The organism is Pseudomonas sp. LS2P72, assembly GCF_054897865.1.
This window is the reverse complement of sequence record NZ_CM142708.1, coordinates 2,205,737-2,232,598: the sequence shown is the minus strand read 5'-3', so window position 1 is coordinate 2,232,598 and position 26,862 is coordinate 2,205,737. Positions and strand designations below refer to the sequence as shown.

General features: G+C 59.3%; 27 protein-coding genes. 12 read left to right on the top strand and 15 right to left on the bottom strand.

Annotated elements, in window-relative coordinates:
• Positions 1–2: 2 nt before the first annotated feature.
• From flgK to ACYZUA_RS10295, 7 genes are all read right to left on the bottom strand, one after another.
• A complete protein-coding gene (gene flgK, locus ACYZUA_RS10325; RefSeq protein WP_461963010.1) occupies positions 3–2,012 on the bottom strand; it encodes a flagellar hook-associated protein FlgK in 2,010 nt (669 codons plus the stop codon).
• Positions 2,013–2,035: 23 nt separating this feature from the next.
• Positions 2,036–3,337 (bottom strand): flagellar assembly peptidoglycan hydrolase FlgJ, encoded by a 1,302-nt coding sequence (gene flgJ, locus ACYZUA_RS10320; RefSeq protein WP_461963009.1) that lies wholly within the window; start codon positions 3,335–3,337, stop codon positions 2,036–2,038.
• A gap of 11 nt (positions 3,338–3,348) precedes the next feature.
• Positions 3,349–4,437, bottom strand: coding sequence for a flagellar basal body P-ring protein FlgI (locus tag ACYZUA_RS10315; protein WP_046056003.1), 1,089 nt, complete (start codon positions 4,435–4,437; stop codon positions 3,349–3,351).
• A gap of 27 nt (positions 4,438–4,464) precedes the next feature.
• A complete protein-coding gene (flgH, locus tag ACYZUA_RS10310) occupies positions 4,465–5,160 on the bottom strand; it encodes a flagellar basal body L-ring protein FlgH (RefSeq protein ID WP_461963008.1) in 696 nt (231 codons plus the stop codon).
• A 52-nt stretch (positions 5,161–5,212) separates the two neighbouring features.
• Positions 5,213–5,998 carry a flagellar basal-body rod protein FlgG gene (gene flgG / locus ACYZUA_RS10305; RefSeq protein WP_059407583.1) on the bottom strand — a complete coding sequence of 262 codons (786 nt, stop codon included), beginning with the start codon at positions 5,996–5,998 and terminating at the stop codon, positions 5,213–5,215.
• A 45-nt stretch (positions 5,999–6,043) separates the two neighbouring features.
• Entirely contained in the window at positions 6,044–6,784 is a 741-nt protein-coding gene (locus tag ACYZUA_RS10300; protein WP_056742140.1) for a flagellar basal body rod protein FlgF, read from the bottom strand.
• Positions 6,785–7,146: 362 nt separating this feature from the next.
• The gene (locus ACYZUA_RS10295; RefSeq protein WP_461963006.1) at positions 7,147–8,709 is read right to left on the bottom strand and encodes a sigma-54-dependent transcriptional regulator; all 1,563 of its coding nucleotides are present in this window, start codon (positions 8,707–8,709) and stop codon (positions 7,147–7,149) included.
• 280 nt (positions 8,710–8,989) lie between these two features.
• Here ACYZUA_RS10295 and phhA point away from each other — a divergent pair, with 280 nt between their 5' ends.
• The 6 genes from phhA to ACYZUA_RS10265 all read left to right on the top strand — a co-directional run bounded on the left by phhA (position 8,990) and on the right by ACYZUA_RS10265 (position 13,432).
• Positions 8,990–9,775, top strand: a complete 786-nt coding sequence (phhA, locus tag ACYZUA_RS10290; RefSeq protein WP_461963004.1) for a phenylalanine 4-monooxygenase — start codon at positions 8,990–8,992, stop codon at positions 9,773–9,775.
• A gap of 103 nt (positions 9,776–9,878) precedes the next feature.
• Positions 9,879–10,235: a 4a-hydroxytetrahydrobiopterin dehydratase gene (locus ACYZUA_RS10285; protein ID WP_008030478.1), complete on the top strand. Its 357-nt coding sequence runs from the start codon at positions 9,879–9,881 to the stop codon at positions 10,233–10,235.
• Positions 10,235–11,428: an amino acid aminotransferase gene (locus tag ACYZUA_RS10280; protein WP_461963003.1), complete on the top strand. Its 1,194-nt coding sequence runs from the start codon at positions 10,235–10,237 to the stop codon at positions 11,426–11,428. Before ACYZUA_RS10285 ends, ACYZUA_RS10280 begins: the two co-directional genes overlap by 1 nt.
• 280 nt (positions 11,429–11,708) lie before the next feature.
• On the top strand, positions 11,709–11,840 hold the full coding sequence (locus ACYZUA_RS10275; protein ID WP_461963002.1) for a hypothetical protein: 132 nt from the start codon (positions 11,709–11,711) through the stop codon (positions 11,838–11,840).
• Between the two features lie 75 nt (positions 11,841–11,915).
• On the top strand, positions 11,916–12,113 hold the full coding sequence (locus tag ACYZUA_RS10270; RefSeq protein WP_461963001.1) for a hypothetical protein: 198 nt from the start codon (positions 11,916–11,918) through the stop codon (positions 12,111–12,113).
• Positions 12,114–12,217: 104 nt separating this feature from the next.
• Complete coding sequence (locus ACYZUA_RS10265) at positions 12,218–13,432, top strand: MFS transporter (RefSeq protein WP_461963000.1); 1,215 nt, start codon at positions 12,218–12,220, stop codon at positions 13,430–13,432.
• Here ACYZUA_RS10265 and arfB read toward each other — a convergent pair.
• A complete protein-coding gene (gene arfB, locus ACYZUA_RS10260; protein WP_008010994.1) occupies positions 13,429–13,842 on the bottom strand; it encodes an alternative ribosome rescue aminoacyl-tRNA hydrolase ArfB in 414 nt (137 codons plus the stop codon). The two genes, ACYZUA_RS10265 and arfB, sit on opposite strands and share 4 nt — an antisense overlap.
• Positions 13,843–14,066: 224 nt before the next feature.
• Complete coding sequence (locus ACYZUA_RS10255; RefSeq protein WP_461962999.1) at positions 14,067–15,488, bottom strand: amino acid permease; 1,422 nt, start codon at positions 15,486–15,488, stop codon at positions 14,067–14,069.
• A gap of 929 nt (positions 15,489–16,417) precedes the next feature.
• On the opposite strand from ACYZUA_RS10255, the gene ACYZUA_RS10250 reads away from it, so the two are divergent.
• A complete protein-coding gene (locus ACYZUA_RS10250; RefSeq protein ID WP_010461921.1) occupies positions 16,418–16,555 on the top strand; it encodes a hypothetical protein in 138 nt (45 codons plus the stop codon).
• A gap of 69 nt (positions 16,556–16,624) precedes the next feature.
• Positions 16,625–17,590 (top strand): M29 family metallopeptidase, encoded by a 966-nt coding sequence (locus tag ACYZUA_RS10245; protein WP_461962998.1) that lies wholly within the window; start codon positions 16,625–16,627, stop codon positions 17,588–17,590.
• A gap of 230 nt (positions 17,591–17,820) precedes the next feature.
• On the opposite strand, the gene ltrA is transcribed toward ACYZUA_RS10245, so the two are convergent.
• From ltrA to ACYZUA_RS10215, 6 genes are all read right to left on the bottom strand, one after another.
• Positions 17,821–19,242 carry a group II intron reverse transcriptase/maturase gene (ltrA, locus tag ACYZUA_RS10240; RefSeq protein ID WP_461959972.1) on the bottom strand — a complete coding sequence of 474 codons (1,422 nt, stop codon included), beginning with the start codon at positions 19,240–19,242 and terminating at the stop codon, positions 17,821–17,823.
• A 479-nt stretch (positions 19,243–19,721) separates the two neighbouring features.
• Entirely contained in the window at positions 19,722–21,020 is a 1,299-nt protein-coding gene (rluB, locus tag ACYZUA_RS10235; protein ID WP_461962996.1) for a 23S rRNA pseudouridine(2605) synthase RluB, read from the bottom strand.
• 309 nt (positions 21,021–21,329) lie between these two features.
• Complete coding sequence (gene scpB, locus ACYZUA_RS10230) at positions 21,330–22,304, bottom strand: SMC-Scp complex subunit ScpB (protein ID WP_461962995.1); 975 nt, start codon at positions 22,302–22,304, stop codon at positions 21,330–21,332.
• Positions 22,305–22,315: 11 nt separating this feature from the next.
• Complete coding sequence (locus tag ACYZUA_RS10225; RefSeq protein WP_176471533.1) at positions 22,316–23,014, bottom strand: segregation and condensation protein A; 699 nt, start codon at positions 23,012–23,014, stop codon at positions 22,316–22,318.
• Between the two features lie 123 nt (positions 23,015–23,137).
• A complete protein-coding gene (locus ACYZUA_RS10220; RefSeq protein ID WP_111451925.1) occupies positions 23,138–23,767 on the bottom strand; it encodes an L-threonylcarbamoyladenylate synthase in 630 nt (209 codons plus the stop codon).
• Between the two features lie 13 nt (positions 23,768–23,780).
• Positions 23,781–24,644, bottom strand: coding sequence for a PHP domain-containing protein (locus ACYZUA_RS10215; protein WP_461962994.1), 864 nt, complete (start codon positions 24,642–24,644; stop codon positions 23,781–23,783).
• An 87-nt stretch (positions 24,645–24,731) separates the two neighbouring features.
• Between ACYZUA_RS10215 and ACYZUA_RS10210 the strand changes: the two genes are divergently transcribed.
• The 4 genes from ACYZUA_RS10210 to ACYZUA_RS10195 all read left to right on the top strand — a co-directional run bounded on the left by ACYZUA_RS10210 (position 24,732) and on the right by ACYZUA_RS10195 (position 26,838).
• Positions 24,732–25,328: a septation protein A gene (locus tag ACYZUA_RS10210; protein ID WP_461962993.1), complete on the top strand. Its 597-nt coding sequence runs from the start codon at positions 24,732–24,734 to the stop codon at positions 25,326–25,328.
• Between the two features lies 1 nt (position 25,329).
• Positions 25,330–25,629 (top strand): YciI family protein, encoded by a 300-nt coding sequence (locus ACYZUA_RS10205; RefSeq protein WP_008156126.1) that lies wholly within the window; start codon positions 25,330–25,332, stop codon positions 25,627–25,629.
• A gap of 110 nt (positions 25,630–25,739) precedes the next feature.
• Positions 25,740–26,153 (top strand): translation initiation factor 2, encoded by a 414-nt coding sequence (locus ACYZUA_RS10200; protein ID WP_461962992.1) that lies wholly within the window; start codon positions 25,740–25,742, stop codon positions 26,151–26,153.
• Positions 26,154–26,160: 7 nt separating this feature from the next.
• Positions 26,161–26,838, top strand: a complete 678-nt coding sequence (locus tag ACYZUA_RS10195) for a response regulator transcription factor (RefSeq protein WP_027922300.1) — start codon at positions 26,161–26,163, stop codon at positions 26,836–26,838.
• Positions 26,839–26,862 lie beyond the last annotated feature (24 nt).

Genomic DNA, 26,862 nt, shown 5'->3' with positions numbered 1-26,862 from the left:
CCTTAAAGGGCATTGATCAGAGTGCTGAAGATTTCCTGCGCAGTCTTGATGATCTGCGAAGAGGCCGAATAGTACTGCTGGTATTTGATCAGGTTACCGGTCTCTTCATCGAGGTCGACACCGGACAGCGAATCGCGAGAATCCCGGGCCTGGGTAAGGATGGCTCCAGTGGCAGTGGCATCCATTTGCCCCTGTTTGGTCATGGAGCCGACTGACGAGACCAGACCACCGTAGGCATCGGTGAAACTCACGCCCGGGCTGGTGGCGTTGGCGCCGACCGTGGCCTTGGTCTGCAGACTGAGCAGCGCCTGGGCGTTACGATTGTCAGTACTGCCGGGCGCCGTCATCGAGATATTGAAACTGTCGTCCTTGGCGGGGCTGCCGCTGACGGTCATCGCGACCTTGAAGGTTTTCGCAGCGCCCCCGGCGTCCGTGTAAGGCACCGAAATACTCAGATCGTTATTCTGACCAGGCACGATGCTGCCGGTCCCGATGCTGGTGCCCTTGGCATCGAACACCTCATAAGCGGTGCTGCTGGTCATGAGCAGGCGAACCGGCATCGCCGCCTTGACCGCCGTCTGTACTTCCAGGCGCTGCACCGGATCGTAGATATCCAGGGCAGTACTCAACGTTGGCTGGCTGACAGCACCGGTGCCGTCATTGCCCGAGGCCTTGGTGGATGTCAGCGGAGCGGCTGTGGCCAAGGTCTTGGCGTCAGTCATGACGGTGGCCATGTCCGCCGCGGAACTGCGTGTCGGGGTAATTTTGAAGGTATCGCCAGCGTTCACCGGGCCAGCGTTGAGGCTCAGGCTGAAGCCGTCGATGACCGGTGCCGGGGTAGCGCCCAGCGTGAAGCTGCCCATGTCGGAGTTGTCCGACAGACGACGCACGCTATAGCCCGTGGCGCTGGTGAAGGTCACCTGGTAATCGCTGGCCGCCAACTTGCTGGTGTCTTTGATGGTGACGTTGAGGTTGCCGGACGCCGGGTTGTTGTTGCCATTGGCGATACTGCGCTGGCTGATGGCCTTTAGACTATTGATGTCGTTAAACAACGCCGAGCCGAAATTGCCGTTCTGATCCAGCCCCTGCCCCAACTGTTTGTTGACCTGATCGGCCACCACCATGGCGATGCGACCCAGGCCGTTGACGGCTGGCGTCAGAACGTCATCGCGGTAACGCAACAGGCCGCCCATCTCGCCGCCGCTGACCCGGGAAGTGATATCAATCGTCGAACTACCGCGATCCATGATGATCGAGGACCGGGTAGGGTCATTCTTGTCAGCCTCAACGCGCAACGTATTGGCCGTATCACCGATGACCAGCGGCTGACCGCTGCCCAGATAAATATCCAGCCTGCCGTTGGTTTCGGTGACCTGCGTGCCCACCAGCTCGGAGAGCTGGCGAACGGTCTCGTTGCGCTGGTCCAGCAGGTCGTTGGGCATGCCGCCCGAACTACTGACCTCGCTGATTTTCTTGTTGTAGGCCGCAACAGTCGCCGCCAGCTTATTGACCTGATCAGCCATCGAGCCCAACTGATCGTTGATGTACGCGCCTTGCTGATTCAATTGCTGGGAGATGGCATTGAAGCGACTGCTCAACCCTTGTGCATTGGTCAACAACGCTTGACGTGCAGCGCTGTCATTGGAGTTGGCGGACAGCGTTTGCAACGACGAGAAGAACGATTGCAGCGTTTTGGTAATACCGGTGCCACTATCGGATAACAGCTTGTCCACTTGCGTGGCTTGCCCCAGATACGCTTGCGCATCGCTATTGAGCGAAGTGGTGGTCTGCAACTGGGCGTCGAGGTAACTGTTGTACACCCGACGTACATCGGCCAGGGTCGTGCCGGTACCGATGTAGACATTGCCGAACTGCTGCGAGGCTTTGGTGCCCTGCACGGTCTGCTGACGCGAGTAACCCGCGGTATCGACGTTGGCGATGTTATTGCCGGTAGTCAGCAATGAGGAATGGCCAGCAGCCAGCCCCGACATCCCGATATTGAGCAAACTCATGGTTCAGACCTTATAGCTTATGCCTATAGAGGCGTGGTGGTAGCGCCCGCCGCAGCGTAGTTCTGGTAACTCGTCATCTGCTTGGCAATCTGCGAAATCTTGCTTGCGTAGTCCGGGTCGGTTGCGTAACCGGCCTTTTGCAACTCGCGTACAAACTGTTCTGGGTTATCGGCCGACTTCACAACATCTTGATAGCGATTGTTGGTTTGCAGCAGCGTCACAAGGTCATGGAAGCTGTCCTTGTAAGAGTCATAGGAACGGAACTGAGCCGTCTCCTTGACCATCTCGCCATTCCTGAATTCGCTGGTAATTGCCCGCGCCGATTCGCCCTTCCAACTGCTGCTGGCCTTGATGCCGAACAGGTTGTGACTACTGCTGCCATCCTGGGCGCGCATGACCGATTTGCCCCAACCGGTTTCCAGGGCGGCCTGCGCCACCAGATAACGCGGATCGACACCAATGCGTTCGGCGGCCTCTTTGGCCATCGGCAGCATGGTGTTGACGAATTCGTCGGCGGAACTGAACGCTTTCTTCGCCGGTGCCAGCGGTATTTGCGCCATGGCACGACCATAAACCTGCAGGCGCCCGCTGGATGTCGTATCCGTTTGCGCAGCCAGCCAATCGCCGTTGTACAGGGGGCCGGCACCGGTCTTGGTGTTCTGCGGTATCTGGATGTTGTTCTGCGCCGTCGCGGCGGTCGCGGCAGTGGTCGATGCCGACGGCACCAGCCCTGCGAGCAAGCGGTCGGCCAGTTTCGGCGGCAGCGCCAGACGTCGCTGATTGATCAGCGCCATGTCATTGCGATGAGCGCCCTCGCCCGTACTGACCGACGACTTCACCGAGCGCGAAGCCCACAACGGACGCTCGCCATTGAGGCGCGACAGCGGCCCGTTGGTGGCGACCGTACCGGCGGCAATCGGGGTTTCCACGGCGGCTTTCGCGGCCGCTTGCTTGGCGGCTGACGCGGCAGCGGCCTCGCCTGGGGCCAGCGGTTTGTTCTTCGACATCTGACGCATCAGCACGTCAGCCAGACCAATACCGCCACCTTCACGGGACATGGAAACGGCCAACTGCTGGTCGTACATTTCCTGGTATTGCTTGGCTGCCGGCGTGTTGAGCGGATTGTCCTGGCCCAGCGCGTCGGTGGCCGAGCGCATGGACTTGAGCATTTCACCGAGGAACAGCGACTCGAATTCCTGCGCCACCTTGCGCATGTTCGCGTCACTGTCCTTGTCGCCGACCTTGAGCTGGTTCAAGCGATTGAGATCCGAATAGGAACCCGAATCGTTGCTGTTGACCCCCAATCCGCCCTTGCGCATATCCATGGTCGCCGTCCTCAGATCACGATCAGGTCGGCTTGCAACGCGCCGGCCTGTTTCAGTGCTTCGAGGATCGCCATCAAGTCACCCGGCGCCGCGCCGACCTGGTTCACCGCACGCACGATTTCGTCGAGGGTGGTACCCGGACCGAACTTGAACATCGGCTTGGCTTCCTGCTGGGCATTGACCCGCGAGCGCGGCACGACCGCCGTCTGCCCATTGGACAGAGGGCCGGGCTGGCTGACGATCGGGTCTTCGGTAATGGTCACGGTCAGGCTGCCGTGGGTCACGGCGGCCGGGGAAACCTTGACGTTCTGGCCGATCACGATGGTGCCGGTCCGCGAGTTGATGATGACTTTCGCCACCGCCTGACCCGGGTCGACTTCAAGGTTCTCGATGATCGACAAATAGTCGACGCGCTGACTCGGATCGAGTGGCGCACTGACGCGAATCGAGCCGCCGTCGATGGCCTGGGCGACGCCAGGGCCGAGCATATTGTTGATTTTGTCGACGATGCGCTTGGCCGTGGTGAAGTCCGAACGATTGAGGTTCAGGGTCAGGCTGTTGCCCTGGTTGAAACCGCTCGGCACCGAACGTTCAACCGACGCACCGCCCGGGATACGACCGGCCGACGGAACGTTGACAGTGATCTTCGAACCGTCGCGACCTTCGGCATCAAAACCGCCGACCACCAGGTTGCCCTGAGCGACCGCATAGACATTGCCGTCGATCCCCTTGAGCGGCGTCAGCAGCAAGGTGCCGCCGCGCAGACTCTTGGAGTTACCGATGGACGATACGGTGATGTCGACCTGTTGCCCTGGCTTGGCGAACGCCGGCAAATCAGCACTGATCGACACCGCCGCGACGTTCTTCAACTGCACGTTGCCCGAACCCGGCGGCACCTTGATGCCGAACTGCGAGAGCATGTTGTTGAAGGTCTGCAAGGTGAACGGGGTTTGCGTCGTCTGGTCGCCGGTACCGTTAAGCCCGACCACCAGGCCGTAGCCGATCAATTGGTTGGACCGCACGCCGGAAATACTGGCGATATCCTTCAGCCGCTCGGCTTGAGCGTTGAACGCTGCGGATAGCATCAGGGCGGCCACCATCAGGTGTTTAAGATTCAACGTAGCCACCTAGAAAGGGAACAGCGGGCTGAGGAAGAAACGGTCGAACCAGCCTGGCTGACTCGCATCGGCAAATGCACCGGTGCCCGAATAGGTGATGCGCGCATCGGCGACGCGGGTCGACGACACAGTGTTATCGGTGGCGATGTCATCGGATCGAACCATACCGGCAATCCGCACCAGCTCATCGCCGGTGTTGAGGGTCAGCCACTTCTCGCCGCGCACGGCGATGATGCCGTTGGGCAACACATCAGCGACGGTCACGGTGATCGAACCGGTCAGGCTGTTGCTCTGGCCGGATTTGCTGTCGCCCTTGGTGGCGCGGTCACCTTCGTAACCGACGTCCAGACTCAGGCTACCGCTGCCCACTGGATCACTGGTGCTCAGGCCGCCACCGAAAAACGAGCTCAGGCCGATGTCGGTCTTGCTGTTCTTGCCAATTTGCGAGTTGGCGTTTTTGCTGGCCTGGGTGCGTTCGTTCAGGGTGATGGTGATGATGTCACCGACCCGGAACGCCTTGCGGTCGCTGTACAGGTTCTGTTCGAAACCGGCCTGGTAGATCGAGCCGTTATTGGCGGCAGCCGGCAATGGCGTGCGCGGCAACACCGGGGCGTAGTAAGGGTCATTGGGCTTGGGCGGCGGGGCAACGCAGCCCGCGAGCACGACGGCCGCACTCAGTGCCAGAACAGATACAAAGCGATTCATGACCCTACCTCACGGTGTTGCAGGCGACCTCATGGTCGCCTCATAGACTTGATTACAGATTCTGCGTTACGAACGAGAGCATCTGGTCGGCGGTGGAGATCACCTTGGAGTTCATCTCGTAAGCGCGCTGAGTGGTGATCATGTTGACCATCTCTTCAACGGTGCTGACGTTCGAGGTTTCCAGGGTGTTCTGCAGCGTGGTGCCGAAACCGGCCAGGCCCGGGGTGCCGACTTGCGGCGCGCCGCTGGCCGCGGTTTCCAGGAACAGGTTGTTGCCCACGGCTTGCAGACCGGCCGGGTTGATGAAGTCGGCGGTTTGCAGGTTGCCGATCACCTGGGAGGCCGGGTTGCCGGTAACGGTGATGGACACGGTGCCGTCGCGACCGACCGTGAAGGTCTGGGCATCGTTCGGGATGACAATGGCCGGTTCCAGGGCGAAGCCGCTGGCGTTCACGATCTGACCGTTGGAGTCCAGGTGGAACGTACCGTCACGGGTGTAGGACGTCGTGCCGTCCGGTTGCAGAATCTGGAAGAAACCGCGACCGTCGATGGCCATATCCAACGGCTGCTCGGTGGTTTGCAGGCTGCCGGCGGTGAAGTTTTTCTGGGTGCCGACAATGCGCACACCGGTACCCAATTGCAGACCCGACGGCAGTTCACTGTCTTGGGTCGACTGGGCGCCTGGCTGGCGTTTGATCTGGTACAGCAGGTCCTGGAACTCGGCGCGGTCACGTTTGAAACCCGTGGTCGACACGTTGGCCAGGTTGTTGGAAATGGTCGTCAGGTTGGTGTCCTGGGCGGACAGACCTGTTTTGGCAACCCATAGAGCCGGAAGCATTCGATTCTCCTCGTGCGCCTGTTTTACGGCGCGACGTTCTGATAATTAGCTGATCTGCAAGACCCGAGCCATGGCCTGGTCGTCTTCTTTGGCGGTGTTCATCATCTTGATGTGCAGTTCGAACTGCTTGGCCAGGGCCAGCACCGAGGTCATCTCTTCCACGGCGTTGACGTTGCTCGACTCAAGAAAACCGGACACCAGTTTGACGTCGGCATCGGCCTGCGCCGGCTTGCCGTCCTTGGTGTGGATCGAACCGTCCAGGCCTTTGGTCATGTTCTTGAAGTCAGGATTAACCAGCTTGATGCGGTCGACTTCCGCCATCACACGAGGACCTTCGCCCATCGCACGAATGCTGATGGTGCCGTCCTCGCCCACTTCGATTTGCTGCTCGGGCGGCACGGCAATCGGCCCGCCATTGCCCATCACCGGCATACCGTTGCCGGCCCGCAGCACGCCCAGGGCGTCGACGTTCAGGCTGCCGGTGCGCACGTAGCTTTCGCCGCCGTCAGGGTTCTGCACGGCGATCCAGCCATTGCCTTGCACCGCGACATCGAGGTCGCGACCGGTTTCCACCAATGCGCCAGGGGAGAAGTCGGTGGCCGGACGTTCGGACAAGGCAAACGCACGCGCCGGAAAGCTGTCACCGAACACCGGCATCGAACGCGCCTGCTCCAGGTCTTTCTGGAAACCGTTGGTGGAGATGTTCGCCAGGTTGTTCGCATGAGCCTTCTGCGCCAGTGCATTCTGGCTGGCGCCGGTCATTGCCACATAAAGGTACTTGTCCACACTCTTTCCTCTGCATGCCGGACGTTTGCCGTCCACCGCTGTACTGCTGAGCCATAAGCAATTTGCAGACCAACTTTTTTCTGGCGGCGCAGGGCCCGGCATACAGAGGACTTGGGGGATAGCGAGGGAAAATTTGAGATGTGTGGAAGTCGAAAAACCGGCGGTGTTATGCCGCTAGGCGGCAATCCCGTTTTTTGAAGTTGATGGAGAACCTGTGGCGAGGGGGTTTATCCCCGTTCGGCTGCGCAGCAGTCGCAAAACCTGTTTGCGTGGTAATGCTGAAAAAAAAGCGGGGGCGGCTTCGCCACCCAACGGGGATAAATCCCCTCGCCACAAAGGCGCTCCCCACCACAGTGTTGCTGTTAGCTTTGTGGGTCTTTGCCGACTTCGTACTCACGCAACTTATTGGCAATGGTCGTATGCGAAACCCCCAGCCGCTTACCCAGCTGTCGACTGCTCGGGTGCTCGGAATACAAACGCTCCAGCACCGCTTTCTCAAAGCGCCCAACAATCTCGTCCAACCCGCCCTCAAGCGAGAAATCGCCAAGCGGCTGACGCACGCCGTAGTCCGGCAGGCGAATATGTTCGGCCTTGACGGTCCCGCCCTCGCACAAGGACACCGCCTGGAACAACACGTTTTCCAGTTGCCGGACGTTGCCCGGCCAGTGGTAGTGACTGAGCCGCTCCATCGCCGCAGGCGCCAGTTTCGGCAGCGGGCAACCGATCTGTCGACTGGCCTGATCGAGGAAGTGTTCCACCAGCGGCGTCAAACCATCCAGGCATTCGCGCAGTGGCGGGATGTGCAGTGAAAGCACGTTCAAACGGTGATACAAATCCTGACGAAATTCGCCTCGTGCGCACAATTCCGAGAGGTCGACCTGCGTCGCGCAGATCACGCGTACATCCAGATAAACCTCTTCATCGCTGCCCACACGACGAAAGCAACCGTCCTGCAGGAAACGCAGCAATTTCACCTGTAGGCGCGGGCTCATTTCCCCGACGCCATCGAGAAACAGCGTACCGCCCGACGTCAGCTCCAGCAGACCGAGTTTGCCTTCAGCCCGCGCCCCTTCGAAAGCGCCGGGGCCGTAGCCGAACAGCTCCGTCTCAGCCATGGATTCCGGCAGACCGGCGCAGTTGAGCGCCATCAACGGTGACTGCCCCCGCGGACTGGCCAAGTGGCAGGCGCGCGCCAACAACTCTTTACCCGTACCGGTTTCACCTTCTATTAATAGCGGCGCATCCAGCGGCGCCATGCGTCGTGCTTCGCGCACCACCGCGGCCATCACCTTCGAGCTTTGGAAAATACTGTCGAAACCGCGCAGCTCCTGCTTGCGCACGTTATAGATGCGCTCACCGACCCGGTCGGCGCGATGTAAGGTGAGCACTGCGCCGGCCATGGCTTCGCTGTCGTCATGTTCCGATTGCAGTGGTGCGATGTCGGCGAGAAACACGTCACCTTTTACCTTCACCCGCAAGCCGTTGATCCGCGACTTGTTGGCGCGCACCAGTTCCGGCAAGTCGAAATCCTCGGCGTAACGCGACAGCGGAATCCCCGGCACCTCGTCCACCCGCACGCCGAGCAACTGCGCCGCCGCACGGTTGGCCGCGACGATCGAACCGCCCATGTCGATCGACAGCACCGGAAACTCCAAGGCGCCGAGCAAGGCATTGAGCTCCATGTGCCGACGTTCGCTGGGCATCAGCCCTACACGCTTGACGCCGAACACCCCGGCAATGGATTCGAATTTCGGACGCAACGCCTGGAACTGAATGTTGATCAGGTTCGGGCAATGCAGATAGATGGCATTGCCATGCTCACCGCCGACCTCGCCGCGAGCGACGTTGATCCCGTACTCCACCAGCAGGTTGAGAATGTCGCGCAGGATACCGATGCGGTTCTGGCAGTGGACTTTGATACGCATATAAAGGCCCGAAACAGGAGAGATCGAGGGCCCGGGCAGAGATTTTTCTGCGCAAGCACCAACTTAGTCGTCAAGATTATGTGACACCTGCACACCATTTCAAACCCGCAAATCTCAATCCCTGCGCCATAGCCGTCGATCCGTAACGAATACTTTACAAAAAACGACGATTTTTCCTACACACAGCACGGCTCACGTGCTGCAACACTGCATTTCTTGAGGTATTTCTAGGTCCATAGCAGGACATAACAAGAACGAAATCCCCTAGCAGGAGAGCAGCATGAAGCAGACGCAATACGTGGCTCGCGAGCCCGATGCGCAAGGTTTTATCGACTACCCCGCCGAAGAACACGCGGTGTGGAACACGCTGATTACTCGCCAACTGAAAGTGATCGAGGGTCGTGCGTGCCAGGAATACCTGGACGGTATCGAAAAACTCGGTCTGCCCCACGACCGCATTCCGCAACTCGGTGAGATCAACAAAGTCCTCGGTGAAACCACCGGGTGGCAGGTTGCCCGGGTACCCGCACTGATCCCCTTCCAGACCTTTTTCGAATTGCTCGCCAACAAGCAGTTTCCGGTAGCGACGTTTATTCGTACCCGCGAAGAGCTGGATTACCTGCAAGAGCCGGACATTTTCCACGAGATCTTTGGCCACTGCCCGCTACTGACCAACCCTTGGTTCGCTGAATTCACCCACACCTACGGCAAACTCGGCCTACAGGCTACCAAGGAAGAACGCGTGTACCTCGCGCGCTTGTACTGGATGACCATCGAGTTCGGCATGGTCGATACAGCCGAAGGCCTGCGCATTTACGGCGGCGGCATTCTTTCTTCTCCAAAAGAAACCGTTTACTGCCTGTCGGACGAACCTGAGCATCAGACCTTCGATCCGCTGGAATGCATGCGCACGCCGTATCGCATCGACATCCTGCAACCGCTGTACTTTGTCCTGCCGAACCTCAAGCGCCTGTTCGACCTCGCCCACGAAGACATCATGGGCATGGTCAAGCAAGGCATGCAGTTGGGCTTGCGCGCACCAAAATTTCCGCCAAAGGCTGCGTGATCCGCAGCTTTTAGAATCAAGTGAGCCTGTCAGGAACCGACGCTTTGGTTTAGCGTGGTGAATTGACGGCCGAATTCCAATAATTCGATTTCAGGAACCCATCATGTCCACATTGAACCAAGCCCATTGCGAAGCCTGCCGCGCCGATGCCCCTCAGGTCAGCGACGAAGAACTGCCGGTACTGATCAAGCAGATTCCTGACTGGAACATTGAAGTGCGCGACAGCGTGATGCAGCTGGAAAAAGTTTTCCTGTTCAAGAATTTCAAGCACGCACTGGCGTTCACCAACGCCGTCGGTGAAATCTCCGAGGCTGAAGGTCACCACCCAGGCCTGCTCACCGAGTGGGGCAAAGTCACCGTGACCTGGTGGAGCCATTCCATCAAAGGCCTGCATCGCAACGACTTCATCATGGCCGCGCGCACTGACGAAGTGGCCAAGGACGCCGAGGGCCGCAAATAATGCATTTCGACGCCATCGGTCGAGTACCCGGCGACCCGATTCTCGGCCTGATGGAGGCCTATGCGCAGGACCCCAACCCGCGCAAATTCGACCTCGGAGTGGGCGTCTATAAAGATGCCCAGGGCCTGACACCGATTCCCCAGGCCGTGAAGCTCGCCGAGCAGCGCCTGGTGGATCGTCAGACCACCAAGACCTACATCGGTGGTCACGGTGAACCGGCGTTCGGCAAGGCCATCGTTGAATTGGTGCTGGGGGCCGATTCCCCGCTGATCACCGAACAACGGGCCGGTGCAACGCAAACGCCGGGCGGCACCGGCGCGCTGCGCTTGAGCGCGGACTTCATCGCCCAATGCCTTCCGGGCCGTGGCGTATGGCTGAGCAACCCGACCTGGCCGATCCACGAAACCATTTTCGCGGCGGCAGGGGTCAAGGTCAGTCATTACCCGTACGTCGGCAGCGATAACCGCCTCGACGTCGAAGCGATGCTCGCGGTACTCAATGAAGCGCCGATGGGCGATGTGGTGCTGCTGCACGCCTGCTGCCACAACCCGACCGGGTTCGATCTGTCCCATGACGATTGGCGCCGAGTGCTGGACGTGGTGCGCAGTCGCGATTTGGTGCCGCTGATTGATTTCGCCTACCAAGGCTTCGGCGACGGCCTGGAACAGGATGCCTGGTCGACGCGGTTGTTCGCTGCCGCGTTGCCGGAAGTACTGATCACCAGTTCCTGCTCGAAGAACTTCGGCCTGTACCGCGACCGCACCGGCGCGCTGATTGTCTGCGCGAAAACCGCTGACAAGCTGGTGGACATCCGCAGCCAACTGGCCAACATCGCCCGCAACCTGTGGTCGACACCGCCAGATCACGGCGCTGCGGTGGTAGCGACCATCCTCGGTGATCCAGAGCTGAAAAGCCTCTGGGCCGACGAAGTGGAAGCCATGCGTTTGCGTATCGCCCAACTGCGCAGCGGTTTGGTTGAAGCGCTGGAACCTCATGGTTTGCGCGAGCGCTTTGCGCACATCGGCGTGCAGCGCGGGATGTTTTCCTATACCGGTTTGTCGCCGGACCAGGTCAAACACCTGCGTGATCATCACAGCGTTTACATGGTCGGTACTGGCCGGGCGAACGTAGCGGGGATCGATGCGACGCGTCTGGATCTGCTGGCTGAAGCAATCGCCGAAGTCTGCAAGTAACCATCAAACCCTGCACAGCCCCCCCCTGTGGGAGCGAGCCTGTTCGCGAATGCGGAGTTTCAGTCGACATCATCATTGACTGATCCACCGCTATCGCGAGCAGGCTCGCTCCCACATTTGTTTTAAGTCGCTCTCTCTTCCAGACCTGTCTAGACAATCCCATCCGTCGCAACAATTGGATATAAAAGTCCGATTGTCATTTTTACTGCTGTATCCTGCCCAAGCTTTTTAAAAGCGCGGATCTACCAGATCTATCAACAGACTTTGCGAGGAGCGCGATATGCACGAGATCCCTAATCTCCCCTTCCCAAGCCTGCACGAAACTGAGCAGACGCCCACGCAACAAGCCGGTGCCCAACAGCCCGAGCCAAAAGAAGCCACTGAACGCCGCAAGGCCGACAGCGCAGACTGATTCACCTGCAATGCCAGACCGTGTGGAAAGCGCTAACATGCGCTTTCCACACCGCCTGAACCCTTGAGCCCCATCATGACCGACGATTTCACTCCTCCTTTTGATGAAGCGCTGCAGGCCAGCGTTCTGATCGGCACCACCGAGAAGATGATTGATATCTGGAATCGCCTGTCCCCCGAGAAGCGCGCCGCGCTGCTCGCCCGTTTCGGCAGTGAAGAAAACGCCCTCGCCGCCCTGGTCACCACGCACCTGGTCGCTCCCGCTAAACCCTGATTCATCCCGTCCGGTAAATAGTTTTACTTTTTCCACGACCCGCAGCCGCTCGCGCCGCTATCATAAGCAGCCTATCTATCCTGCTTTCCCGTGGATCTTTACCCATGTCTGAAAACCAGCGCCCCCTGGCGGTCACGCTGCAAGTCGTTTCCATCGTCCTGTTCACCTTCATCGGCTACCTGAATATCGGCATTCCCCTGGCCGTGTTGCCAGGCTACGTCCACAGCGATCTGGGCTTCGGCGCAGTCATTGCCGGTCTGGTGATCAGCGTGCAATACCTGGCCACCCTGCTCAGCCGTCCGTATGCCGGGAAAATCATCGACAACAAGGGCAGCAAACTCGCCGTGATGTACGGCCTCGCCGGCTGCGGTTTGAGCGGCGTGTTCATGCTGATTTCGGCCTGGACCCAGAGCCTGCCGACCTTGAGCCTGATCAGCCTGTTGATCGGCCGTCTGGTGCTCGGCAGTGCGGAAAGCCTGGTGGGTTCCGGCTCAATCGGCTGGGGCATCGGCCGGGTCGGCGCGGCAAATACCGCCAAGGTCATTTCCTGGAATGGCATCGCCAGTTATGGCGCGCTGGCGGTCGGCGCACCGCTGGGCGTGCTGCTGGTGAATCAGCTGGGCTTGTGGAGCATGGGCGTGAGCATCGTGTTGCTGGGCGTCCTCGGCCTGCTGCTGGCCTGGCCGAAAACCGCCGCGCCGATTGTCGTCGGTGAACGTTTGCCGTTCATGCATGTGCTGGGGCGCGTGCTGCCACATGGGTGCGGCCTGGCGCTGGGCTCCATCGGTTTCGGCACTATCGCGACTTTCATCACGTTGTATTACGCCACGCAGCATTGGGACAACGCGGTGCTGTGCTTGAGTTTGTTCGGTGCCAGTTTCATCGGTGCGCGACTGCTGTTCGGCAATCTGATCAACCGCCTCGGCGGCTTTCGCGTGGCGATTGCCTGCCTGTCGGTGGAAACGCTGGGGCTGTTGCTGCTATGGCTTGCGCCGGATGCTCATTGGGCACTGGCCGGTGCGGCGCTGAGCGGGTTTGGTTTCTCGCTGGTATTTCCGGCACTGGGGGTGGAAGCGGTCAATCTGGTGCCGGCCTCCAGTCGTGGCGCGGCAGTCGGGGCTTATTCGTTGTTCATCGATTTGTCTCTGGGGATTACCGGGCCACTCGCGGGTGCGATTGCCGCCGGTTTCGGCTTTGCCTCGATTTTTCTGTTCGCCGCGGTTGCCGCGTTGAGCGGTCTGGCACTGAGTGTTTACCTGTACCGGCAGGCGCCGAAGCATCTCAATGAAAAGTACCGGGAAGAGCGCCAAGCCCGCTAAAAGTCGACCTTGCCGCGCCCGGCCTTGATGCTGCCGCGCTTGGTCTTGGATTCGAGCCGACGCTTCTTCGAACCGAGGGTTGGTTTGGTCGGACGACGCTTCTTTTCGACCTTGGTGGCACTGAGGATCAACTCGGTCAGCCGCTCCAGCGCATCCGCGCGATTGGCTTCCTGCGTGCGGTATTGCTGGGCCTTGATGATCAACACCCCTTCGCTGGTGATGCGACTGTCGCGCAGCGCCAGCAGCCGTTCCTTGTAGAACTCGGGCAACGACGAGGCCGGAATGTCGAAACGCAGATGCACCGCGCTCGAAACCTTGTTGACGTTCTGCCCACCGGCGCCCTGGGCACGAATGGCGGTCAACTCGATCTCGGCATCCGGCAGATGCACGTTGTTGGAAATCACCAGCATGGAAAAGCGTCCGTATTCAGAACGCGCAGGATACCGCGAATGAACTGAAAGAATGCGGTCCCTGTGGGAGTGAGCCTGCTCGCGATAGCGGTGTGTCAGGCAACCAGGATGTTGACTGACACACCGCTATCGCGAGCAGGCTCACTCCTACGAGGTGCTTGTATGAACCCTGAAAACAACAAACCCGACACATGGCCGGGTTTGTTGTTTCTGCGCTTTGCAACTTACTTGGCAGCGGAACCCGCAGCCGGCAGCGCATGCCGGTCACGACGCTTGTTCTTGATGCCGTAGCAAATCCACATGAACGCGACCCACACCGGAATCGCATACACCGAGATCTGGATGCCCGGGATCAGCAGCATGACGCCCAGAATGAACACCACGAACGCCAGGCAAACATAGTTGCCGTACGGGTACCACAGGGCCTTGAACAGCGGCGTCTGCTTGGTCTTGTTCATGTGCTGGCGGAACTTGAAGTGCGAGAAGCTGATCATCGCCCAGTTGATCACCAGGGTGGCAACCACCAGCGACATCAACAGTTCCAGCGCGTTTTGCGGGACCAGGTAGTTCAGCAATACGGCGATCAATGTCACCGCCGCCGACGCAAGGATCGAACGCACTGGCACGCCGCGCTTGTCGATCTTCGACAAGGCCTTCGGCGCATCGCCCTGCTCGGCCATGCCCAGCAGCATGCGGCTGTTGCAGTAAGTGCCGCTGTTGTACACCGACAGCGCCGCGGTCAGGACCACGAAGTTGAGGATGTGCGCAGCGGTGTCGCTGCCGAGCATCGAGAACACTTGAACGAACGGGCTGCCGCTGTAGGAATCACCCGACGCGTTCAGGGTCGCCAACAGGCTGTCCCATGGCGTCAGCGACAGCAGGATAACCAACGCACCGATGTAGAAAATCAGGATCCGGTAGATCACCTGGTTGATGGCTTTCGGGATCACGGTTTTCGGCTTGTCGGCTTCTGCTGCGGTGAAACCGAGCATTTCCAGGCCGCCGAAGGAGAACATGATGATCGCCATGGCCATCACCAGGCCGCTGACACCATTCGGGAAGAAACCGCCGTGGACCCACAGGTTGGTCACCGACGCTTGTGGGCCGCCGTCGCCGCTGACCAGCAGGTAGCTACCCAGCGCAATCATGCCGACGATGGCCACGACCTTGATGATCGCGAACCAGAACTCGGCCTCACCAAAGACTTTGACGTTGGCCAGGTTGATCAAGTTGATCAGGACGAAGAAGCCGGCTGCCGAGACCCACGTAGGGATGTGTGGCGCCCAGTAATGGATGTACTTGCCGACCGCGGTCAGCTCCGACATGCCCACCAGAATGTACAGAATCCAGCAGTTCCAGCCCGACAGGAAGCCGGCGAAACCACCCCAGTATTTATGGGCGAAGTGGCTGAAGGAACCGGCCACAGGCTCTTCGACGATCATTTCGCCGAGCTGGCGCATGATCATGAAAGCGATGAAGCCGCAGATGGCGTAGCCGAGGATCATCGACGGGCCAGCGGATTTCAGGACGCCGGCCGAGCCGAGGAACAGCCCGGTACCAATTGCGCCACCGAGGGCGATCAGTTGAATATGGCGATTTTTCAGGCCGCGTTTCAGCTCGCCTGAATGCGAGTTTTGTCCACTCATGAAAAGGGTCTCACGCAAGGTTTGATGATGTTCGTTAGACGTTACTGCTCGGTTGCGATTTCAAGCAGCGCCGATCAAACCCCAGCGAAGGCAAAAGGAGTTCAGCGTTTTTACAACGGTCATGCGTCACCTGTTTGTTTTTATCTGTGACGAAATCGAACCCGACACGCTTGTGGCGCGGCGGAGTGAACAAGGCGGATAGCCTCGAGGTTTGCGCAGATGCGCAGGAGGTCACAGTTAAAACGCGGCGCATTGTACACCTGTAACCCCCTGCTGCCAGACACCACTGGATCAGCGTGTCATTTGCCGGGATTGCCTGTGTCCGCCTCGAGGGGCTCGAGCGGCTGCAAAAATAGAGTCAGACCTTTGCGGGTCATCGACGGAAGCGACGGAAAAATCGCTCCATGGGGAGAGATGGAGATGAGTCACGGCGTACATTGCGCCTCCTTCTTGTTATGCACCTGCACGACAGGCATGGGGCGCATCTCACCCTTCAACCGCGCCTGAAACAAGCGGGCCAGAGCCCTGCGGAGGAGCGAATTGGCTGGTGGGCGGAAGGTTTTCCTTACATCCCTTCCGCAAGCGGCAAACCAAGGGCTTTGAGGCTTGATTTCGTCAGGATTTCTTTACATGCCGTAACATAAATTTTCCGAATCAGATCTGACTGTAGGCTGACTGCAAATTGACGGTAGGACGTTTCTGTAGGGAATGGTCGAGTTAGTTTTTTGTTTTTTATTAACAAATTGTCTAATTAAAAACAGAATAAAAAGTTCAAACAAATCTTATTTGATTATTTTTTTGCAATTTTAAAACCACTGAACTAGGTTTTCAGCGACTTGCCGAGACGCATCAATCAGCAAGTTGGCGGGTTGTTCAATGACTGAAAACGCGCCGCAGCACTTACCGAAAAGTCATCTAGGAGATTCACAATGCAAGCACTTGAAAAAGACTTGGAAACTGAACTGCAACTGGACGATTGGTTTGAAGCACCGACCCATGAAGCCGCCGTTGAAATGATGCAAGCCGATGCGGTTGTTCCGTTCGGCACGGCGATGTGGCCTCTGTAAGACATCCCGGCAGGCACAATCCGGCCGGTTGTGCCTGCCACTTTTTCTCGGTTTGTCAGGGAGGACTACATGGATAAGCAACGCGCCATTTCGCATTTCCTTTACTACCTCGAACATCACCCTGCCCTTGCCGGCATCAACCCGGCGAAGGTCTTGCTCGGCCACACGGCTGATTACCAGGCACTGACGGGCGCCATCGCCGAACAGGTCAGCAACAGCCCACGATTCAGCTTCAGCGCACTGCGACTGGACCTGGAACCCACGGAATTACTGGCCCAGGCGATTGCCGACAGCGACCTGTACATTTTCTTCTACGACTCCTCCACCCTGCCCAACCCACGCCCCGACGGCCCGGAATTTATCCGTGCGCTGCAAGGCGTCATGGCCGAGAACTGGAAGAAGTCGCTGCTGTTCAAGGATTACGGCGATTACTTCTACGACACGTTCAGTGTCACCCCGCAACGCATTGCCGGGTTGAACAGCCATTTGATCCAGCGCATGTCCCATGCCACCACGTTAAGTTTCAGAGATGATCACGGCTCGTGGTTCGAAACACCGTTGAGCAGTATCAAGAAGTGGACCGACATAAACGGTGTCGGCAACTTCGATCTGGCGCCCGGTGAAATTGCCACGCACAGCGAGGCCATTAACGGTCGGGTCAAGTTCATGGGGACTTTTCTCAGCACCATTCCATTTGCCCGCAAATACGGGGTGCTGGAGTCGCCACTAGAGTTGTGGATCGAGAACTCGACCATCAGCAAAATCGCCACTGATGTGCCGGGGCTGGAACATGACTTCAACAAGTACCTGGAGGCCAATCCATCCAATCGGCGGATTGAGGAGTTGGGGATTGGCACCAATGAAGGCGTGAAGACGCTGTATGCACGCAATGCAGGGTTTGAGGAGCGTCATTGCGGGCTGCATCTGGGATTGGGGGGTGGCGCGAAGGGTAGCCATCATCTGGACCTGATCTTCTCCAGCGGCGTGTTGGCGCTGGATGATGAGCCGGTGTTTGATGGGCGGTTTGTGTTTTAGCCACAAAGTAGGCGGTGCAGCTACGGGCCTCATCGCCGGCAAGCCGGTCTCGCTCCCACAGGTGACCGCGTTCCTCCCTGACATTTCGGTCCACTGTGGGAGCGAGACCGGCTTGCCGGCGATGAGGCCCGAACAGTCACCACCTTACTTAAAGCCAGAATCGAGTAGGAGGCGGCTTCACAGCCGCCGTCCTCTCACACCACCGTACGTACGGTTCCGTATACGGCGGTTCAGGTTATGCGGCTAAGCCGGTTTATCGTATCCAGTATCGAGACCAACCCGAGTCGATCCCACAGCTTCTTCGGTAGCGCCTGATTCATATGCGACGCTCCCGAGTTCCACCATGGGCCTCGGCCATTGGTCGCCGATTTCCACGCCCGCGCCTCGTCGAGTCCCAAACGTATCAAGTTGCGCGCCCTCGTAGAGGGCCGCTTCCATTGACGCCAGATGACACAACGAAGTTTGTGACGCACCCATCCGTCCAGTTCCTCAAGTGGCCGCTTGCTCTGAGTCAGCTTGAAGTAGCCAGCCCAACCACGCAGTACGGGCGTTACTTGCTCGACGATATACCTCATTGAGCGAGCCCGTATCCGACGCAAGATTTCCCTGAGTCGATCGCGTAGGCGGTGCAGGCTTATGCTCGCTACCCTCAGCTTTGGCTGTTTATGCCAGCTCATCCCATAGCCCAAGTAGTCGCAGACCCAAGGCCGTGCTACGCAGCTCTTTTCCCGATTCAGCGTCAGTTTCAGACGCTGATTCAGGTAGCGCTCAACCCCAGCCAACACTCGCTCACCCGCACGACGACTGCGCACATAAATGTTGGCGTCGTCGGCATAACGCACGAAGCGATGGCCTCGCCGTTCCAGTTCGCGATCGAGTTCGTTGAGCAGGATGTTCGACAGCAACGGCGAGAGCGGGCCGCCTTGCGGCGTCCCTTCCTGCCGTCGGCTGACGAGTCCGCCCGACATCGTTCCCGCTTCGAGGTAACGACGGATCAGCGCGAGCACCCGCTTATCTTCGATTTGACGCGTCACGTAAGCCATCAGGACATCGTGGTTGACCCGATCAAAGAACTTCTCGAGATCAAGTTCCACGCACCAGCGGTGACCCGCTGCCACATGGTCCCGAGCGGTTTCGAGGGCTTGGTGGGCGCTTCTGCCCGGACGAAAACCGTAGCTGTAGTCCGAGAACAGCGGGTCGAAGATCGGCGTGAGCTGTTGCAGCAGAGCCTGCTGGATCAGGCGATCCACGACGCTGGGGATACCCAGCTGTCTTGTGCCGCCTTTGGGTTTGGGGATGTCGACGGCGCATACACCTTGCGGGTGGTACTCACCGGCCAGCAACCGATCCTTGAGGGTCGGCCAATACTGTTTTACGTAGCCCGCCAAGTCATCGACCGTCATGCCATCGGCACCCGGTGCGCCCTTGTTGCTGACCACGCGGTGATACGCACGCTTGAGGTTCGCCGGTGCAAGCACCCGCGCCATCAGCGTGTCCGGCTCCGCGTTCGTCCACGCCACAGACGCCGTCGATACCTCTGCCCTGTCAGCCGTCATCCTCGGATACTGTCCGGGACTCGGGGTAACAGTCTTCTCTGGGAGAAATTTCTGCATTTCGATACTCGACGAGACTCTGACGCCTACTGGCGGCATAACCTGTTCGGCCCTTGGTGACGTGGTTATTCGTCACTTACTACGGCCTCGGCTGACTTCTGCACGTTCATCCCGTCGCCTCTCGACGCTCGGTAGCACAGTGGCAAACGTGCAGATCTCCCAGGGTAATTCGCGCGACCTTCCTGCTTATGCCTGTCGGATTTACGTCACAGCGTTCCGTGCAAGTATTGGGCTTTGACGATTTGGGCCGTCTTACCCCGCTGCGCCGCCTCTATCCGCTTCCTGTTCGTCAGGCCAGCATTTTGCCTCGGGCTTCCTTCAGATTCGCAGTCACCCGCGACACCCTTGCCTCTGGCTAACACTTCCCCTTGCCGGGTGTGTAGAGGACTCTCACCTCCAAGTCACCAGCGTGGCCACCACAGCCAAACTGGTTGCGCTTACGCGCAACGCGCCATGCCTGGCGCACCCAAAAAAAACGCCAACCCGAGGGTTGGCGTTTTTCATGTGCCGCTTACCGATTACTCAGGCTTGCGACGACCGAAGCCCGGACGTTGGCCCGAACCGGCTGGCGCACCGCGGCGTTTGCCCGATGGCGCGTCCTTGTCGACCAGGACGATGCCTGGACGCTTCTTCGCCGGTGCCTTGGCCGGGCGCTTGGTGTCGGAAGGACGGTCTGCCACCGGCGTACCGCGACCCGACTCACCACGAGACTCACCACGACCGGCTGGAGCGCCGCGATCGCTACGACCACCGCTTGGTGCTCCACGGCCTTCGCCGCGCTCGGTGCGACCATTGGCCGGACGTGGCGTGCGTGGACCGCGCTCGCCGTCAGCACGAGGTGCTGCTGGTTTGCGGGCTGGACGTTCGCCTTCGATATGCGGCTCACGAGTATCACGTGGAGTAGCCGCTGTCTGGTTACCGATGGCTGGACGCAACGAACGCACGCGCTCGGTCTTGCCCATCGGACGCGACGATTTACGCTGCATGCGGTCGAGCTTGTCTTTGCTCTTGGCGTTCATCTGCGGCATGGCCACAGGCGTCAGGCTAACTTCAGCACTCAGAATGTCGACTTCGTACTGGCTCATTTCGCGCCAGCGGCCCATTGGCAGGTCGGAGTTGAGGAACACCGGACCGAAACGCACGCGCTTCAGACGGCTGACCACCAGGCCCTGGGATTCCCACAGACGACGGACTTCGCGGTTGCGACCTTCCATCACCACGCAGTGATACCAGTGGTTGAAACCTTCGCCACCCGGCGCCTGCTTGATGTCGGTGAACTTGGCCGGGCCGTCTTCGAGGACGACGCCTGCTTTCAGACGCTCGATCATCTCGTCATCGACTTCGCCACGCACACGCACCGCGTATTCACGGTCCATTTCGTAGGAAGGGTGCATCAGGCGGTTGGCCAGCTCACCGTCGGTGGTGAACATCAGCAGACCGGTGGTGTTGATGTCCAGACGACCGATGTTGATCCAGCGACCTTCTTTCGGGCGCGGCATCTTGTCGAAAACGGTCGGACGGCCTTCCGGATCAAGGCGGGTGCAGATTTCGCCGTCAGGCTTGTTGTACATGATCACGCGGCGTACCGACTCGGCGGCTTCTTCGCGCTTGATCACCTTGCCATCAATGGTGATGGCGTCGTGCATGTCGACGCGCTGCCCGAGGGTGGCGTCTTTGCCATTGACCTTGATGCGGCCGTGGCTGATCCAGGCTTCTACGTCACGGCGCGAGCCGACGCCGATACGGGCGAGGACTTTCTGCAGTTTTTCGCCTGCTGGGCCGATTTCCTGGTCGTCTTTCTGGTCGTTGATACTCATCTGGGCACCTCCCGGTGTGGTCTGTTCAGGCAGCTCTGAAGTGAGGGTCCTGAAGAGTTGAAAGCTGGTACTCCGGCGAAGGTATCGCCGGAGGGTCGCGAATCATACGCTCATGGAAGCATTCGCGCATCAGAGACTAGCTGATCAATGGAGACTTACCTGGATTTCCGCCGACCGGTGGCACCAATTTCGAATTCAATACAGATCCAATGTGGGAGCGAGCCTGCTCGCGATAGCGGTGTGTCTGGCAGCAATGATGTTGACTGACACGCCCTGATCGCGAGCAGGCTCGCTCCCACAGGATCCGAGTCAATCTTCGAACTGACGACGCTCGGCCTCGATTGCTTCTGCCAAAGCCTTGGCTTCGGCTTCTTCGTCGCTCAGCTCAGGCTCGGGCTTGTGTTGTTCAAGGGCGGCAACGGCGGCCAGGAGTTTTTCGCGAGCCTCGGCAACGCCGAGCACATCATCTTCTTGCTCTTCTTCGACAGTGGCTTCGGGCTCGACCTGAAGTTCAACTGCGATGTCAGGTTCAGATTGATCCACGACCTCTTCGGTCTCGGCCACCTCACCATCGCGCAGCAGATCATCGAAATCGGTCTTGAGTCCCTCCTCCATCGTGTCCAGTTCCAGCAACAGTGTATGGAAACTGGTTTCTTCCTTCGGCTCTTCCGGCTCGGCACTGGCATCCGCCAGTTCCTGCAACCCGGCAGGCACTGGTGCGTCGTCAAAGTCGAGCACCGGATCAGGTTCAAGCTCGCGCAGCTCGGCCAATGGTGGCAAATCGTCTAGATTCTTCAGGTTGAAATGGTCGAGAAACGCCTTGGTGGTCGCAAACATCGCCGGCTTACCCGGCACGTCGCGGTAGCCGACGATGCGGATCCACTCACGCTCCAGCAAGGTTTTGACGATGTGACTGTTGACCGCCACGCCCCGCACGTCTTCGATCTCGCCCCGGGTGATCGGCTGACGATAGGCGATCAGCGCAATGGTTTCGAGCATGGCGCGGGAATAGCGCTGCGGCCGCTCTTCCCACAAACGTCCTACCCACGGCGAGAACTTTTCGCGGATCTGCAGACGATACCCGGAGGCCACTTCCTTCAGCTCGAAGGCCCGGCCGTCGCAGGACTTGGCGAGAATCGTCAGGGCTTTCTTGAAGACCGGCGGCTCCGGCCGCTCGCCTTCTTCGAAGAGTTCGAACAGGCGTTCAAGCGATTGCGGTTTTCCCGAGGCCAACAGAAAGGCTTCAAGCAGTGGCGCCAGCTCGCGGGGTTCAGTCAGGTTCATGATTCAACTCGTTATTCGGCTCGGGCCCGCACGTGGATCGCTGCGAACGGCTCATTCTGCACCAGCTCGACCAAGGATTCCTTGACCAGTTCGAGAATCGCCATAAAGGTTACCACCACCCCCAGACGTCCTTCCTCAGCGGTGAACAGTTCGGCAAAGGGCACGAAACCGCCGCCCTTGAGGCGCTCCAGCACATCGCTCATGCGTTCGCGGGTGGACAGTGCCTCGCGGCTGACCTGGTGACTTTCAAACATGTCGCCACGGCGCAACACTTCTGCCATGGACAACAACAGCTCTGAAAGACGCACGTCTGGCAACAGCTTGCGTGCCCGGGCTTCCGGGGCGTCGAGCTTGGGGACGACCACGTCACGACCCACACGGCTCAGGCCATCGATGCCTTCGGCTGCGGCCTTGAAGCGTTCGTACTCTTGCAAGCGGCGGATCAGTTCGGCGCGAGGGTCGTCTTCTTCGGCCTCGATCGTTTCGGCACGCGGTAGCAACATCCGCGATTTGATCTCGGCCAGCATCGCCGCCATGACCAGGTACTCGGCGGCCAGTTCCAGGCGCACCGACTGCATCAACTCGACATAGCCCATGTATTGCCGGGTGATTTCTGCCACCGGGATGTCGAGAATGTTGATGTTCTGTTTGCGGATCAGATATAGCAGCAGGTCCAGGGGACCTTCGAACGCTTCAAGGAAGACTTCCAACGCATCCGGCGGAATGTACAGGTCCAGCGGCATTTCCATGACCGCCTGGCCATAGACCATCGCGAAGGGCAGCTCCTGCTGGGCGCCGGCCTGACTGTCGACAACGGGTTCTACTGCAGACATCTACGCCTCGGCCATGAACGGCGTCGGGTCGCCGCAACCAACGCGGATCACTTCCGGCTCGCCGTCGGCGAGGTTGATCACCGTGGACGCCTTGATACCGCCGAAACCGCCATCGATGATCAGGTCGACCTGATGCTCGAGCAACTGACGCATTTCGTAAGGATCGGTCATCGGGTCGGTGTCGCCGGGCATGATCAGGGTCACGCTCATCAGCGGTTCGCCGAGTTCCTCCAGCAGCGCCAGGGCAATCGGGTGGCTCGGCACACGCAAGCCGATGGTGCGTTTTTTCGGATGCAACAACAGCCGCGGGACTTCGCGGGTGGCGTTGAGAATGAAGGTATACGGGCCCGGCAAGTGGGCCTTGAGCAAACGGAAAAGGCCGGTGTCGATCTTGGCGAACAGCCCCAGTTGCGACAGGTCGCTGCAAATCAATGCGAAGTTGTGCTTGTCATCCAGTCCACGCAACCGGCGCACGCGCTCCACGGCATTCTTGTCGCCGATCTGGCAACCAATGGCATAGGACGAGTCTGTGGGATAAATCACCACCCCGCCGCTGCGGATGATCTCGACAGCCTGTTTTATCAGGCGCGCTTGCGGGTTTTCCGGATGAATCTGGAAAAATTGACTCACATTCTCTACCTGTTCAGACGGCGGCAATAATTGGGTCATGTTTGAATCGACACCACAGTGGTGGCAGATCCTCCGGAAGCGGGCGGTATTCACCGATCTCGGACCAGCCTCCGGGGCCATGAAAATCACTGCCGGCGCTGACCAGCAGACCGAACTCACGGGCGAGAATCGCCAGGCTGCCCACTTGCTCGGCGGGCTGATGGCCATTGACCACTTCGATCGCGTGGCCCCCTGCTTGAATATAGTCGGCAATCAGCCGGCGACGTTTGCTGCGAGTGAAATCGTAGTGCCACGGATGCGCCAGACTGACCCAGGCCTTCGCGGCGCGCAGGGTTTCGACGGTGTCTTCCAGGGTCGGCCAGTGTTGCTTGACGTCCCCCAGCTTGCCGGCACCCAGCCATTTGCGGAACGCTTCGGCGCGATCCTTGACGTAACCTTCACGCACCATCCAGTCGGCGAAATGCGGACGGGCCGGCGCGTTGCCGCTGTCGCCCAATTCCTGCTGGATGGCCCGAGCCCCTTCGAGCGCACCCGGCATGCCTTTCAACGCCAACTTGCGGCTTATTTCTTCGGACCGTAGCCAGCGGCCATCGTGCAATTTTGCGATAGCCTCGACCAACGGTGCGGCGTTGACATCGAAACCATAGCCCAGCACGTGAATGGTCGCGCCGCCCCAGGTGCAGGATAATTCGACGCCATTGACCAATTGCATCCCCAGCGCGGTCGCCGCACTGCGGGCCTCGTCGAGGCCTTCGAGAGTGTCATGATCGGTCAAGGCCAGAACTCGCACGCCTTTCTCGAACGCACGCGCAACCAGTATTGCAGGCGCGAGAGCACCGTCGGAGGCCGTGCTATGGCAGTGCAAATCAACATTCACAGGACTTTGTTACCTCAAATCAGCTGGCGCTATCGCGCGCCCATATGTTTGTTATTATGCCGCCACATCCTGCTTCTGGCTGCCACTGTGAAACAATTCATCGATTTCATCCCGCTTCTGCTGTTCTTCATCGTCTTCAAACTCGATCCACGGGTCGTCGATATCGCCGGTCACGAGTTGACTGTAGGCGGTATTTACAGCGCCACCGCCATGCTGATCATCAGCTCCCTGGTGGTTTACGGCACGCTGTTCATCAAGCAGCGCAAGCTCGAGAAGAGCCAGTGGCTGACCCTCATCGCCTGCCTGGTCTTCGGCAGCCTGACCCTGGCGTTCCACAGCGAAACCTTCCTGAAATGGAAAGCCCCGGTGGTGAACTGGCTGTTCGCCCTGGCGTTCATTGGCAGCCACTTCATCGGTGAGCAACTGCTGATCAAACGCATCATGGGCCACGCGCTGACCCTGCCGGAGCCGGTCTGGACCCGCCTGAACATCGCCTGGATCGGGTTTTTCCTGTTTTGCGGTGCCGCCAACCTGTTCGTCGCGTTCACCTTTCAGGAATACTGGGTCGACTTCAAAGTCTTCGGCAGCCTGGGCATGACGCTGCTGTTCCTGGTCGCCCAGGGCATTTATTTGTCCCGCCACCTGCACGACGCCGATACCACAACGCCAAAAACCGAGGACTGACATGCTTTACGCAATCATTGCCACAGACGTCGCCAACTCACTGGAAGCCCGCCTGGCCGCACGGCCTGCACACCTTGAGCGCCTGCAAGTGCTCAAAGGTGAAGGTCGCATCGTTTTGGCCGGCCCACACCCGGCGGTCGACAGCAATGATCCGGGCGCTGCGGGTTTCACCGGCAGCCTGATCGTCGCCGAATTCGATTCCCTGAGCGCCGCTCAGGCCTGGGCCGACGCCGATCCGTATATCGCCGCAGGCGTCTACGCCAACGTTTCGGTCAAGCCGTTCAAGCAAGTCCTGCCGTAATATCCCTCCAGCGCGATGAACCTTATCGGTTCATCGCGCTCTCAACGCTCATTATTCTCGTTTACCGGCCGACAACCTGCCCAATACTCGTATTGGAATCAGGAGTGGCGATGCGCAAAGGTCCGTTGTGTCTGATGTTGGTGACGTTGTCGATGGTGGCCCCTGCTCACGGTGAAGAAAGCGCCGAGGGCGGTAATACCACACCGCTGTCTCTGAGCGCCGGCAGCCAGATCACCGAGTTGCAACAGCGCTTGAAGGTAAGCGAACAGCAACGAGAAGAACTGAGCAAACAACTGCAAAATACCGATGCCGAACGCGAAAGCGCCCAGCTGAGCCGGTTGCGCCAAGAGAATCAGCGCCTCAAGCTGCAGCTCAAGGAAGCCCAGGCCAGCAGCCCGCTGCCGCGTCTGTTGACCGATCAGCAACAGTGGTTCGTCATCGGCGCCGGAGTAGCGCTATTGGCGCTGCTCTGCGGTATCTTCGCCAGTGGCGCCACCAGAAAACGTAGGCAATGGCTAAATTGAGTGAGTCATGAGCGAGCTGTTATTGATTGATGACGACCAGGAGCTGTGTGAGCTCCTGAGCAGTTGGTTGAGCCAGGAAGGCTTCCAGGTCCGCGCCTGCCACGATGGTCAGAGCGCCCGTCGCGCACTGGCCGAAACATCGCCGGCAGCCGTGGTACTGGATGTGATGCTGCCGGACGGCAGCGGCCTGGAGCTGCTCAAGCAATTGCGCAGCGATCACCCGGACTTGCCGGTGCTGATGCTTTCGGCTCGCGGCGAACCGCTGGACCGCATCCTCGGCCTGGAACTCGGCGCCGACGATTACCTGGCCAAACCGTGCGACCCACGGGAACTGACAGCCCGCCTGCGCGCCGTGTTGCGGCGCAGTCATCCGGCAGCAGTCTCCAGTCAGCTGGAACTGGGCGACCTGTGTTTCAGTCCGGTGCGCGGCGTGGTCAGCATCGATGAACAGGAATTCACCCTCACCGTCTCCGAAAGCCGTTTGCTCGAAGCCCTGCTCAAGCAACCCGGCGAGCCGCTGGACAAACAGGAACTGGCGCAAATCGCCCTCGGTCGCAAGCTGACGCTGTACGACCGCAGCCTGGACATGCACGTCAGCAACCTGCGCAAAAAGATCGGCCCGCACCCCGACGGTCGCCCACGCATCGTGGCCCTGCGCAGCCGTGGTTACTACTACAGCCTCTGAAACTGACACAATTCCTTGTAGCAG